Genomic DNA, 14,069 nt, shown 5'->3' with positions numbered 1-14,069 from the left:
GCCGTCATGGTGTCGATCCCGTGGGGACGGGCGAGCCGTTCTGCGACTGTGAGCCCAGGTTGTCCCCGGTCTTGAGGGTGTTCGGGATCAGGGTGGAGAAGTTGACCCCGATCGTGCCGTCCGGATACACACCGTACGCCGACACCTGGAATCCGGTCGCAACGGTCCGGTTCCCGTCGTAGACCGGGGTCACGGAGTACATCACGTCCTGACCCGACATGACCGCGTCGTACACCTGCTTCTCGTAGCTGTACATGTGGTCGTCGCCCTGGTCGGAACCGCGCTGTTTGGCGTTCGCCCCGCGCGAGCAGGTCGCCAGGTTGCGCGCGTCCGTGCCCGAACCGCTCAGCTTGTTGCCGAGCAGATGGCAGTTGTTGACGTTGGTCTGCGGGACCAGGCCCTTGCTCTGGGCGAAGTCCTGCGCCCACCGGTAGCCGGGCGGCAGCACGCTGGACGTCGGCGTGCCCTGGTGGCTGTTCAGGTAGTCCTTGGTCAGGCAGGCGTCGACCCCCTGGGACCGGTTGCCGTTCGCCGCGTCGGTGTCCTTGTAGTTGACCCAGCCGTCGCCGCAGTTGCCGCGCCGGCCGTCGTCGTCGGGCACCGGGCGCGGCACCCGCCTCGGGTCGGGGGCGGGCTCTTCCTCGGTGTCCTCGTCCGCCTCGTCCCGGGAGCTCTCCTGGATGCGGTCCGCGACCTGGGTGGCCACATAGGCGACGGCGGCGACGACCGCGACCACCACGACCGCGACGACCACCGCTTCGACGACGGCCGCGAGACCGACGGCGGCCAGCGCGATCGCGAAGAAGTGCCCGTCGATCTCCACGTTGCTGATCGGGTTGCCGCCCGTGAAGGCGTACCGGTTGCCGGTGAAAGGGTCGCTGCCGAGGCTCATGTCGGCGAGGGCGCCGTTGTACATGTCCCGGGTGGTGAAGCGGTTCAGACCCGGGTCGTAGTCACGGAAACCCATGTCGTAGGTGCCGGAGTTGGTGTCCCACCGCTTGGCGTTGTAGCGGTAGGGGTTGTACTCCTCCTTCTGCGGGTTCGCCGGGTCCGGCTTGTCGATGCCGGTGAACTCCGTGGCGTCGGCGTTGCCGTAGGCCGTGTAGCCGTAGGTGGCCCGGGTGTCGCCCTTGTCGTCGGTGAGCGTCTCGACGTCGGTGTGGCTGTTGTAGCCGTAGTAGGCGTCCTCCGAAGTCCCGTCGTCCTTGTGCGTGATCTGCGACAGGCGCTCGCCCCACGGGCTGTACTGGTAGGACTTGGTGAGCTTGCCGGCCACCTCCTCGCTCAGCACGTCCTCGGACAGGCCCAGGTAGTGGTAGTCCGTGGTCTTGCCGTCGGCGGTCTTCGACGAGGTGCGGTCGAGCGGGTCGAAGGTGTACTTCGTCGACTTCATCGCGCCGCCCGCGTCCATCTGCTGGGACTCGACCACATGGTCGAACCCGTCGTAGACGCTGCGGGCGACGACCTTGCCGTCACGGGAGTACGACTCCTGACGGCCCAGCGGGTCGTAGGTGAAGGACGTGACGGACCCGGAAGTCGTCGAGGTCTGCAGCCGGTTGCGGTCGTAGCGGAAGTCCGTGGAGACATCACCGACCGACTGCTCGATCACATTGGCGTTGTCGTCGTGGACGTAGGTCTCCGTGGTCGCGCCGTGACCGGTCTTGACCGCCTTGGCGATCCGGTCCACCGGGTCGTACGAGTAGTCGGTCGCGGATTCCAGATACGCCGCGTGGTCGTCGGCGTTCATCTTCTTCGACTCGTCCTTCGCCTTGTTGCCGTTGGCGTCATAGGCGTAGGTGTGCGAGGCGACCAGTGTGCCGTCGGACTTCTTCTCCGTGGTGGTCTTCACCGCCCCGTCGAGGAAGTAGGTGTTGTCGACGGTGTTGCCGTTGTCCTTGACCTGCTTCTGCACCTGACCGCGGTCGGTGTAGGTGTAGGTGGACACCTTCGGGTCGGTGTCGGTGGGCGAGGCGCCCACGGAGACCGACTGGACCTTCTCCCGCAGGTCGTAGGTGTACTTGGAGAACTGGTCCGGATGGCTGACCGTCTCCGGCTGGTCGTTGGCGTCGTAGGTGTAGCCGGTGGTCGTGGTCTCCGCTCCGGCCAGGGACTCGGTGATCTTCGAGACCTTGTTCACGCCGGTGTAGGAGATCGTGTACTTGTCGGTCTTCGCGCCGGGCGACAGGTCGTCGATCAGCGACAGGTTGTCGTTGAGGTCGTAGGCGTAGCGGAACTGGTGTTTCTCCGCGTCGACCTCGCCGGACAGGTCACGGACCAGCTTGACCCCGTCGGCGACGACCGGGCCGTCCGCGCTCGCGAAGAGCTCGACCTTGCCGGGTGCGGCCTGGGTGAAGTCGTAGGTGCCGAGGCTCACCCAGGTGCCGGCCGCCGTGGACTGGTCGACGCTCTTGTCGACGGTGCCGCCGGCGTGCGTCACCCGGTACTTCGCCGTCTTGCTCGCCCCGCTGACCTGCGGGAACTTCACATAGGCGGTGTACTTGCCGTCCTTGGGGATGTCCAGCGACCAGATGAAGGAGTCCGTGGTGCCGCCGGCCGGGTGGAGCCGGTGGTCGTACCCCTGCTGGCCGGCCAGGCTGCCCGTGCTCCAGGTGCCGGTGGACGAGGTGTGCTGGACGTCGGAGTTGTCGACGAGCGGGACCGCTGTCCCGACCGGCACGCCGTCGTCCGTCTTCTCCCTCAGCTTGCCGTTCGGGTAGTAGCTCCAGCCCATGGTGCGGCTGACGGACCCGCCGGCCGAGGTCAGCGTGCGCGAGGTCTGCAGGCCGAGCTCGTTGTACTCGTAGGAGGTCCGGATGTCCCACGGGTCGGTCGACGTACGCGTCCAGCCGTTGTCGTAGTAGGTGAACTCGGTGTCGTTGCGGACGCTCTGGCCCGCGGACGGCGGCAGCGAGGTCCGGGTGACCCGGCCCGCCGCGTCGTAGAAGGTCTGCGTGTAGACGTTCGGGCTGTTGTACCTGCTGTCCGACGGGTCGTACGGCAGGTACTTCTTCACCGGCCGGTTCAGTGCGTCGTACTCGGTGCGCGCGGTGAAGTCCTCCTCGTCCGCCGTCTCGGTGCCGCGCGGCGTGATGGTGCGGACGACGTTGCCGACCTGGTCGTACTCGGTCCGGGTGGTGCGGTAGACGGTGCCGGATCCGGAGCCGTCGTGCGGCACCTTCACCTCGGTCTGCTTGCCCCGCTCGTCGTAGCCGATCAGGGTCGTGCTGCCCGCCTGGTCGGTCTCGGAGACCGGCAGCGAGTCCTTGTCGTAGCTGCGCGAGGTCGTCTTGCCCGCGGAGTCGGTGACCTGCGTCAGCCGGTGTTCGAGGTCGTAGGCCATCGTCGACGCGAAGTCGTCCGGATCGGGCGTCCGGTTCTTCTTCGGGTCGATGACGCGGACGTTGTTGCCGACGTCGTCGTAGCGGTAGGAGATCTTCTCGCCCAAGGCGTTCACCACATCGGTGACCTGGTAGATCTCGTCGTAGGTGTTGGTCGTGGTGTAGTCGTCCGGGACGTCCGCCGTCGCCGAACCCTTCGGCTCCGTCGTCGTCTTGAGATGCCCGGTGCGGTCGTAGGTGTAGGTGGTCCTGCGCTCCGGCCCGGTGTCCGCGTCCTTCGGCGCCACCGCCTCGGTGATCTGGTCGGCCGCGTCGTACACCGCCGTGGACACCGCCCCGTTGGGCGCGGTCGCCTTCGTGACGTTGTCGTTGGCGTCGTACACCGGGGCCGGCGTGGTGATGAGGTCGTTCTTCGCCTGGTCCTTGGGGACCGTGCGCACCAGCGGGCGGCCATAGGTGTCGTACGTCTGCGTGGTCCTGTGCTGCAACGGGTCGAGGACCTCGCGCACCTTGCCGCGCTCGTCGTAGGTGTACGCCGTGGTGTTGTCCAGCGCGTCCGTGATCTTCGCCGGGTAGCCGGTGGGACCGAACTCGCTGTTCTTCGTGGCGTGGCCGTTCGCGTCGGTCGCCTTGGTCGGCCTGCCGTAGGCGTCGTACTCGTAGCGCGTCGTGTAGTCGCCGTCCTCGGGCGTGGAGACGCCCTTGGGGTCGGTGACCGAGGTCAGGTTGCCGAAGGAGTCATGGCCGAAGCGCCACGTACGGCCCTGCGGCGAGGTCTTGCGGGCCAGGTCGGCGGAGTAGCCGTCCAACCGCTTGACGTACTCGAACTGCTGGGAGTTCACGGGGTACTTGCCGGGCGCGCAGTCGCTCTGCGGCGGTACCCCGCCCCGGTTCTGCTCCGCGGTGCGCTTCCACAGCGGGTAGCCGGTCAGGGGGTCGTAGCAGTACGCGGTCGTCGCCCCGTTGGCCTCCTCCATGTACGTGACGTTGTTGTCCGCGTCCCAGGCCAGCTTGGTGACCTGGTTCTTGGCGTTCGTCGACTGCACCGGGCGGCCGTAGTCGTCCGTCACGTACGTCGTGGCGTGGGCCTCGGCGTCGGTGACCTTGGTGGAGGTGTGGCGGGTGTTGGCGGTGTCGGGCGCGTAGGCGAAGTCCGTGCGGCCGCCGAGGCGGTCGGTGAGCGTCTGCGTCCACCAGTGGTACTTCGGGTCGTCGCCCTCACGCGGGTAGTAGTACGCCAGCGCGGTCGCGTGGCCGCGCGGGTCGGTGATCTTGACCAGCTTGACGTTCTTGTTGCCCTGCGTGGCGTCGTACTCGAATCCGAAGACCTTGGGCTGCGCGGAGCCCGCGCCGTCGGTCAGCCTGGTGAGCAGGCCCTTGTCCGAGTACTCCAGGGTCAGCCGGCGGCCGGAGATCTCGGTCACCGACTTCAGGTGGTCGATGATCTTCGGGCCGGCGCCGTCGGCCTTGGTGTAGTACGTGGCCGTCAGCGACTGCCGGCCCGCCGGGTCGGTGATGTACTTCAGGAACTTCGTCGGCTTGTTGTTGGACTTGCGCTCCTCGTAGGTGAACGTCTGCGTGTTGCCGTTCTTGTCCACGGTGGAGGTCAGGTAGCCGTCGCAGCCGAACAGGAAGCGCGTGCCGTCCGGACGGGTCAGCGTCCAGGCGTCGGGTATCGGGTCCTTGTTCGGGGTGCAGTCCAGGCCGGGCTTGGCCGACAGCCGGAAGTGGACACCGGCCGGCGCCTTCCAGGTGCCGTCGTCCTGCAGCCGGAAGACATGCGTGGTGCCGTCGCCGTCCGGCAGCCGGACCTCGGTCGGACGGGGATTGGGGTGGAAGTCCAGCGGGCTGCCGAGCCGGATCGGACCGGACGCCTGCACGGACCAGCCCGCGCCGGCCACGGTGTCGGAGGTGTCCTGCGAGTTGTAGGCGAAGCGCAGGAAGGTGTTCAGGCCCAGGCCCGGGTTGTTGAAGGCGTTGTACTGCCACACCGCGTTGCCGGCGGCGGTGCTGTTCATCAGGGACGAGCCCGCGCCGGTGTTGATGCCGCTGTAGGAGTAGAACTTCTCCAGCCCGAGCTGGTCGGAGGTCGGGTCCTCCACGGCGACGTTCTGCCGGAGGCCCGCGATGCCGTCCGTGCCGGACACCCAGGTGCCCGCCTGCGTGTCGCGCACGTCCCAGACCAGGGCGTAGTCGGTGCGCTTGTTGCCCGCGTCGGAGTTGATCGGTGTCTTGACCTGTGCCTGAAGGGTGACGGAGTCACCGGGCAGCAGATCGGCGGGCAGTGCCGTCTGCACCTGGTTTCCGCCGTTGGTCACGTCGGAGCCGTCCGGCAGCTCCCACCGGTAGGTCAGCACATGGCGGCCGGCCTGCCAGACGGCGGTGGTGGTGTTGGTGAGGGTGACCTCGACCGTGTGGTCGGAGTTCGGGGTCATCCGCGCCGGGGTCTGCGGAGCGTAGTACGTCGAGTCCGTGGTGGAGTCGATGTACGTCACCGCCAGCCTGGGCCGCAGCCGCGACTCGACGCCCTCGCCGGAGACGAACAGGCTGCGCTCCTGCGGGCCCGCCTCGTCGGCCAGCTTCACGAGCACACCGTGCGCGCTCGCCGGGTCCTTGACCCAGCCCTGCACCAGCGACGTGACGTTCCAGTCGCGCGCGACGGGATCGTTGGTGAAGTTGCCGGTGCTCGCCACGGGGGCGCCCGTGTCACCGCCCGCGCTCGACCATGCCGTGGCGGCGTCGGCCTTCTGCCAGGTGGCGCTCGCCTCGTCGAAGTCCCGTGCCAGCGGGCGCAGTTCGTACTGGGCGCCGCCGGAGGTGGTGGTGGTGGAGAACGACCACATCTTCACCGTCGCGTCCACGATCCGCGCGGTGGAGGGCACGTCGAGCGCCGGGAAGCGTGCCACCGCCCGGCTGGTGCCGTAGGTGGCCGAGTTGTTGCCGACCATCAGCCAGTTGTTGCTGACGCCGGCGTCCTGGAGGGTGTCATGGGCCGTCGTGGGCTGCGCCGCGGTGAGTGTCGCGTCCTGGGACGCCTCCACCAGCCGGGTGGTGCGACCCGCCTTGGGCAGGCGCACCAGCTGCGTGGGCGCGGGAATCACCTGCCCGTCCCGGGTCTTCACCGCGATCATGTAGTAGTAGGCGCGGCCCAGCGGGTCGGCGTCGTCGGCCCGGGTCGGCACGGCGGAGGAGTCCGTGTACGCCGTGGTGCCGGGGGCGACGGGGGCGACCAGCGTGGACTGCGACGGTGTGAAGTTCTGGAACACCGAGCGGTGCACCTGGTACTCGACGATGTCGTCGCCGAGGTTGGCCGACGGGTCCTGGTAGGCCGACCAGTTCAGCTCCGCGCCCGTGGCGTGGATGGTGGTGGGCGCCGCGAGGTCCACGCCCTGCCGGCCGAAGGTGACCACCAGACGCGGGTAGGTGGCGTGCTCGCCGCCGTAGGCGTACTCGCTGCCCTCGTAGCGCGGTCCGCCCTTGGGGCCGGTGGCGCTCTCGTCGCCGGCCTTGATGACGAAGCCGTAGTTGGGCTGCGTACCGTCGACCCACTGCTGGACGGTCCGGGTCACCGGGAAGGAGTGCCAGGTGTTGGACTGCTCCGGCAGCTTGGTGACGACGCCGCCCTTGGTGAAGCGGACCGCGTCCGCGATCACCGACGTCGAGGTGGAGGCGGGCCCGTCACCGAGGACGACCTTGCCCAGGGTGCCGGCCTTGAAGGGGTGGCTGCCCAGCGTCTTCCACACACCGGCCGAGCCGGCCGTCTGGTCGACCGTGTACGTCTTGCTGCCGCCGTCGTAGGTCACGGTGTACGGCGCGGACGTGGCGCGGTCCGCGGCGGGCACGTAGTGGGCCTCGACCTGGTAGGTGCCGTCCTCGGGGAGGCTGGGCTGCCAGGTGTAGGTGTCGCCGGTGACGGAGTCCTTGTTGTACAGGTAGTCCTTGTCGACCGCGTACTGCGTGTACGCGGTGTTGCCGGACGCCGGCCAGGAGCCCTTGGCCGCGGTGGCACCGGGGTCGCCGTCGTCGACGACCACGGAGGTCCCGGACAGCTCTCCGGTGATGCCGGAGGCGCTGTTCCAGGTCGCCGTGGACTCGTCCCAGGCGGCGGTGGCGCGGTGCGCCTCCAGCCGCACCTCGTCGGAGCTGGAGGTGTGGGTCTGGTCGAAGTAGAGCTTCAGGTCCGCGGAGTCGACCTTGGTGCCGGCGGGGATGCCGGTCACCGGGAACCGCAGCAGGGCGCGGGAACTGCCGGTGCTGGTGTTGCCGACGGACAGCCGCCAGCTGGAGTCGTAGTTCTCCGCGGGCCCGTCCGAGGAGATCATCACGTCCTGTGCCTGCGAGGGCGGCGGCGCGACGGTGATGGTCGGGTCGATGGTCACCGGGTACTGGCGCTCGGGGGCGGACAGCCACCGCGCGTCGGGGGTGACGGTCACCGTCCAGCGCTTGCCGTCGCGGGCGAGCTGCTGGCGTACGGCGGTGCTGTACCGGGTGCCGTACGGGGACTCGGCGTCCTTCTTCGCGTCCGTCATGAACGCCGGCGGGAGTTCGAGCACCGGCAAGTCGCCGTCGCCGTAGAGGCGGATGGCGCCGTCCTTGCCGGCCCTCGGGGTCAGGCCGCCGGTGTCGAGGGAGAAGGTGAAGACGGGGGGCGTGGCGGGGCGTTGCCTGACAACGATGTTCTCCTTCACCCGCCCGGGCCCGACCTCGTAGACGAGGTCCGTGCCGGAGGCCGCGTCCTTGTAGATGACGGTGTTGCGGTCGGCCTTCGGGGTGAGGTGGCCCGCGCCGCGCAGGCCGAGGGTGACCACGTGCCCGTCGGTCGCCTCGAAGCGCACCAGGCGGTCGGGTGAGGTGCCGAAGTAACTGCGGCCGGTGTTGGTCGTGTTGGCGAAGGTGTATCCGGGCCGGCCGGCCGCGGTGAGGCCGGAGTCGATGTCCTTCCAGGTCCTACCGGCCCGGTAGGCGGTGGGTACGGCGGAGATCTCGGCCTGCACCCGTCCGTCGGACATCCGCCAGTAGCGGGCGAACGGTGTGCGGCGGGAGACCAGTTCGGCGACGCGAGTGGCCTTGGCGGCCTTCGCGCCCCTGGGGAGCTTGTCCCGGCTGGGCAGGGCCGGGTCACCGCCGGTCCTCGGTGCCTTCGGCGTCCTGAGGCTGTCGCCGCCGTCGCCGTCGGAGAACCAGCCCTTGATGGTGTCGGCGATGCTCGCGCCGTCGGGGTCGTCCGCGGTGGCGGCGAAGGCCACCTGCGGGGTTAAGGAAACAAGAACTGCGGACGCGGCCGTCACAGCCACGGTCCGCATGCGTCTGACGTGCCGTTCTCTGTGTCTCACACCCATCCCCTCGTCACCGTCGCGGCGTCGCCGCGAACTCGGTGCCGCCGATGATTGAGAGGTCGTCTTGAGCATGTCAACCGATAAGACATGTCGTAGATAAGGGACTTGTCGCCGCTTGGTGCCCATGTTCTTGCGAGGCCTTGACGATCTGTTCGGTCGGGGTTCAACCAGCAGTCGTCGCCCCAGCTGTGTGCCGTCCCTAAGGTCCCTGAGCGTTGCGGAAGAAGGGACTCATGGGCACACACCTCGTGGTCCAGGCTCGCGGGATCACCAAGTGCTTCGGCGATGTCGTCGCCCTCGACGGCGTCGACCTCGATGTGACGCCAGGTCAGATCCATGGCCTGGTCGGACCGAACGGCGCCGGCAAGACGACCCTGCTCGGCCTCCTGCTGGGCCTCGCCGTCGCCGACAGCGGCACCCTGGACATCCTCGGCACACCCGTCGGCCGGGCGCTCACCGCACCCGACGGAGTCGCCGGCTTCGTGGACGGCCCCGGGCTCTACCCGTCGCTCACCGCCCGGCAGAACCTCGCCGCGCTGGCCGCCCTGCGCGGCCAGGGCGCCCGGACGGCCGGCGTCGGCGACGTACTGGACCGGGTAGGGCTGACCGACGTCGCCGACGACCGGGTCCGCGGCTTCTCCCTCGGCATGCGGCAACGGCTCGGGCTCGCCGCCGCCCTGCTCACCCGCCCCCGGCTCCTCGTGCTCGACGAACCCGCCAACGGCCTCGACCCGGCGGGCACCCGGCACGTGCGCGGGGTGCTCACCGCCCTCGCGGCCGAGGGCACCGCCGTCGTGCTCTCCAGCCACCGCATGGACGACCTGGAAGCCCTGTGCTCCGAGGTCACCATCCTGGCCACCGGACGCGTCGTCTTCTCCGGACCGCTCGGCAAACTCGCCGCCGAGAACAGCGCCCTCGACTACCGGCTGCTTGCCTCCGACCCGCGCACCGCCCGACGGCTGGCCGCCGACACCACCGGAGTCCACCTCGCCGACGACACCGTCATGCGGCCCGACGGCGAGGCGATCGTCGTGCGCGCCGCCGTGCCCGCCCTGGACGCGCTGGTCTCCGCTCTCGTGCACGCCGGCGTCGCGGTACGCGAACTCGCCCCCGTCGTCTCGCCGCTGGAAGCCGCCTTCCTCGCCCTGACCGAACAGCCGCAGGAGGCCGGCCGATGACCGCGACCGTCGCCCGTGACAGCGTTGCCATCACCCCCCGGGTGTCCGTGCCTCGTGGCTACCGCTTCGAGCTGGTCAAACTCCTCTCGCAGTGGCGGATCCGGCTGCTCGTCCTCGCCTGCTGGCTCGCGCCGGGACTCTTCGTCGCCGCGGTGAGCCGGCAGAGCACCCTCCCCGTCGACACCCTCTTCGGCCGCTGGATGCACGCCACCGGCTGGGCCGGGCCCCTGGTGCTGCTAGGTTTCGCCGGCACCTGGGCGCTGCCGCTGCTGACCTCGGTCGTCGCCGGTGATGTCTTCGCCGCCGAGGACCGGCTCGGCACCTGGCGCCATCTGCTCGTGGCCGTCCGCTCGCCCCGTCGGATCTTCGCGGCGAAGGCACTGGCCGGCCTCACCGTCATCCTGCTCACGGTGGCCGGACTGGTCGCCTCCAGCATCGCCGGCGGACTGCTGGCGGTCGGCAACCAGCCGCTGGTCGGCCTCGACGGCCATCTGCTCACTCCCGGCGACGCCGCGGCGAAGGTCCTGCTCGCCTGGGCCTGCGCCCTCGCGCCGACCCTGGCCCTCGCGGCGATCGGCCTGCTCGGCTCCGTCCTGCTCGGCCGCTCCCCGATGGGACTGCTGCTGCCCGCCCTGGTCGCCCTGGCGATGCAGCTCGCGCAGATGCTCTCGCTGCCCGTGGCGGTCCGCCTCGCCCTGCCCGGCTACGCGTTCCTCTCCTTCAGCGGCCTGTTCACGAGCCCCGCCCAGCCGGTCCCGCTGCTCATCGGCGTCGCCGTCAGCCTGGTCTGGGCGGCCACCGCGACCGCGCTGGCCTATGTCCTGTTCGTGCGGCGGGACTTCACCAACCCGGCCTACGACGGATCGGCGCGCCGCGCGGTCACCGCCGGCGTCCTGCCGCTCGCCCTGCTGGTCGCCGCGGGCTCGGCCGCCGTCGCCGCGACGACGGGCGCCACCGGCTCCGGGATCGACCAGGACAAGCTGCAGCGCTCCCTGGCCACCGAGTTCGCGCATCTGTACCGCATGCAGACCGGGCAGCTCAACCGGCCCGATGTCACCGAGGCCGCGCTGAAGGCCACGGCGTCGTGCACCAAGGGCGGCCTCGGGACGGCCGCCGACGGGCCGGGCAACGACTGGCGCTGCGTCGTCACCTGGCACCTGCCCGGCATCCAGGCCGCAGGAACGGCCGTCTACCAGCTCGACGTCACCGCGGACGGCCGCTTCATGGCCGACGGCGACGGACCGAAGGAAGTCAACGGCTACTTCCTGGTGCGCACCCCGACCGGTGACGCGCCGAACCCCCTCTGGCAGTTCGACGGCAACGTCGAGCTTCTCCCCGCCACCTCGAAGGGATGACTCCATGCAGGTAACACGCCGTCGTCGGCGTGTCGAGAAGGACGCCCCCGGCCTTCTCGCCAGACGCCTCGGCCGCCGGATACCCCTGGTCACGGCAGGCACCACCGCTCTCGCCGTCGTGGCCGCGGGCGTCGCCAACGCCCAGACCCACCAGTTCGGCACCGACCAGGTCGGTCAGAACACCGATCAGGGCCAGGTCATCTCCAGCGACCAGTACATCGCCCCCTACGGCGACCGTCTCGTCATCAACGACGGCAAGATCATGTCGTCGACTCTCAGCCCGGACGGCAGCCACCTCGCCGCCGCCGTCACCGACGGCGGCAGCGCGCTGGCCCTCGTCGACCTGAAGACCTACAAGGTGCAGCAGGTCGTCGGCACCGCCGCCGCGTCGAACCCGCGCCTGAAGAGCAACAGCGTGGGCCAGGAAGGCCCCACCTACTCGCCCGACGGCAAGCAGCTGTGGCTCGGCCAGACCGACGGCTACACCCGCTTCACCGTGAACCCGGACGGCACCGTCACGAGCCCGGTGTCCGTCACGATCCCCGCGGACGGCACCAAGCACGCCCTCGTCGGCGAGTCGGTCTTCTCCGCCGACGGCTCCACGGTGTACGCCGCGGTCAACGGCCAGAACCGGGTCGTCGCCCTCGACGCCGCGACCGGCGCGATCCAGCAGAGCTGGGCCGTCGGCAACGCGCCGCGCGACATGGTCCGCGTCGGCGACAAGCTCTACGTCAGCAACGAGGGCGGACGCCCGGCGAAGCCCGGCGAGACCACCATGAACTCCTACGGTACCGAGGTGCCGGCCGACCCGAAGACCGGCGCCACCACCACCGGCACGGTCAGCGTCATCGACCTGGCGCACCCGGCCGCCGCGCCCGGCAGCATCGACGTCGGACTGCACCCGACCGCCCTGTACGCCAAGAAGGGCGCGCTGTTCGTCACCAACACGGCCACCAACGACGTGTCGGTCGTCGACACCGCCCGCGACAAGGTCGTCCAGACGATCGCCACCCAGCCGTGGCCCGAGGCGTCCGTGGGCTACGAGCCGGACGCCGTCACCCTCACCGACGACGGCCACCTGCTGGTGACCCTCGGCCGCGCCGACGCGGTCGCCGTCTACCGGTACACCACCGCGCAGGAGCCGGTCAGTTACGTCGGTCTGCTCCCCACGGACTACTTCCCCGCGGAGATCGCCACCGCCGGCGACCAGGTGTACGTCTCCAACACCCGCGGCATCGACGCCCGCCGCCCCACCACCAAGGCCGGGCACGCCACCCACGACACCACGTCGAGCGTGCAGCGCTTCACGCTGCCCGACGACAGCGTCACCCGCGCGCAGACCGCCAAGGTCTTCCGGCAGAACGGCTGGAACGGCGGCAGGGTCGCCTTCAGCCGGCCGCGCAGCAACCCGCGCCCGGTACCGGTGCCCACGCGGCTCGGCGACCCCTCGGCGATCAAGCACGTCTTCCTCATCGTCAAGGAGAACCGGACCTACGACCAGGTCTTCGGTGACATGCCGGAGGGCAACGGCGATGCGTCGGTGACGCAGTTCGGCGAGAACGTGACGCCGAACCAGCACGCGCTGGCCCGGCAGTTCGGCCTGTACGACAACACCTACGACATCGGCACCAACTCCGCCGAGGGCCACAACTGGCTGATGCAGGCCGACGACCCGGAGTACACCGAGTCCTCGGCCGGTGAGTACCAGCGCAGCTACGACACCGAGAACGACGCGCTCGGCCACCAGAAGTCCGGCTTCCTGTGGACGGGTGCGCAGGCGGCCGGGAAGTCCGTGCGGGACTTCGGCGAGTTCCAGTCGGTCGAGAGCAAGCCGGCCGGTGCGACCTGGCAGAACCTGTACTGCGACGCCAAGGACATGGCCGCCACCGGCAAGCCGACCGCGTACCCCATCCAGACCGGCTCGGCGATCCCGTCGCTGAACGCCGTCTCCGCGCCCGGCTTCCCGATGTTCGACCTCGACGTCCCCGATGTCTACAAGTACGAGATCTGGAAGCAGGACTTCGAGAAGCACGGTCCGGCGGACCTGAACATGTTCTGGTTCTCCAACGACCACACCGGCGGCCCGGCGAGCGCGACCGCCCAGGTGGCGGACAACGACCTCGCGGTCGGCCGGATGGTCGACGAGATCTCCCACAGCAAGTACTGGAAGGACTCGGCGATCTTCGTCGTCGAGGACGACTCCCAGGCGGGCCTCGACCACGTCGACGGCCACCGCGCCCCGATCCAGATCATCAGCCCCTGGGCCCGGCACGGCGTCGTCGACAGCCACTACTACACCCAGATCACGATGATCCGGACCATCGAGCAGATCCTCGGGATTCACCCGATGAACCAGAAGGACAGCGCGGCCACCCCGATGCGCGGCGCCTTCACCCCGCGCGCCGACCTCACGCCGTTCAAGGCGCTGCCCAACCGGGCGTCGCTCACCGACGGTCTGAAGACCCCGCCGTCCTGCGGCACGGACAGCCCGGCACCGCAGAACCCGCAGGCGGCGGCCGTGCCGTCGGCGAAGGTCCCGGCGGACAAGCGGCAGCTCGCGGCCGAGTGGGACGCCTGGAAGGCGAAGCAGCGCCTGACCGGCCCGCACGCGGTTCCGGACTTCGCCAACCCCGCGCAGATGAACCACTTCACGTGGTACCAGACGCACGAGTGGAAGAAGCCCTACCCGGGTGAGAGCAAGATCTATGCCCCGCAGGACGTGCCCGGCGCCTTCATCCCGTCGGCGGAGTCCGACGGCTGACGCGGTCCGCGTCCCCGTGCCCGACGGCTGACGCGGTCCGCTCCTCGCTGAACGTGGCCCCCGGCCGGCAGCATCGCCGGCCGGGGGCCACGTCGTACGGT

4 protein-coding genes are annotated in these 14,069 nt (G+C 69.7%); 3 read left to right on the top strand and 1 reads right to left on the bottom strand.

Annotated features, from left to right (window positions below):
* Positions 1–4: 4 nt before the first annotated feature.
* On the bottom strand, positions 5–8,641 hold the full coding sequence (locus ACZ67Q_RS15895; protein WP_471181807.1) for a golvesin C-terminal-like domain-containing protein: 8,637 nt from the start codon (positions 8,639–8,641) through the stop codon (positions 5–7).
* Between the two features lie 266 nt (positions 8,642–8,907).
* Between ACZ67Q_RS15895 and ACZ67Q_RS15890 the strand changes: the two genes are divergently transcribed.
* The 3 genes from ACZ67Q_RS15890 to ACZ67Q_RS15880 are packed head-to-tail and all read left to right on the top strand — an operon-like array spanning position 8,908 to position 13,968.
* Entirely contained in the window at positions 8,908–9,852 is a 945-nt protein-coding gene (locus ACZ67Q_RS15890) for an ABC transporter ATP-binding protein (RefSeq protein ID WP_471181804.1), read from the top strand.
* The gene (locus tag ACZ67Q_RS15885; protein WP_471181801.1) at positions 9,849–11,207 is read left to right on the top strand and encodes an ABC transporter permease; all 1,359 of its coding nucleotides are present in this window, start codon (positions 9,849–9,851) and stop codon (positions 11,205–11,207) included. The genes ACZ67Q_RS15890 and ACZ67Q_RS15885 overlap by 4 nt, the downstream gene beginning before the upstream one ends.
* Before the next feature lie 4 nt (positions 11,208–11,211).
* Entirely contained in the window at positions 11,212–13,968 is a 2,757-nt protein-coding gene (locus ACZ67Q_RS15880; protein ID WP_471181800.1) for a bifunctional YncE family protein/alkaline phosphatase family protein, read from the top strand.
* Positions 13,969–14,069: the final 101 nt, after the last annotated feature.

The sequence above is a fragment of the Streptomyces sp. NPDC036813 genome, assembly GCF_055609245.1.
The sequence above is the reverse complement of the archived record's forward strand: the minus strand, read 5'-3'. Positions and strand labels throughout refer to the sequence as shown.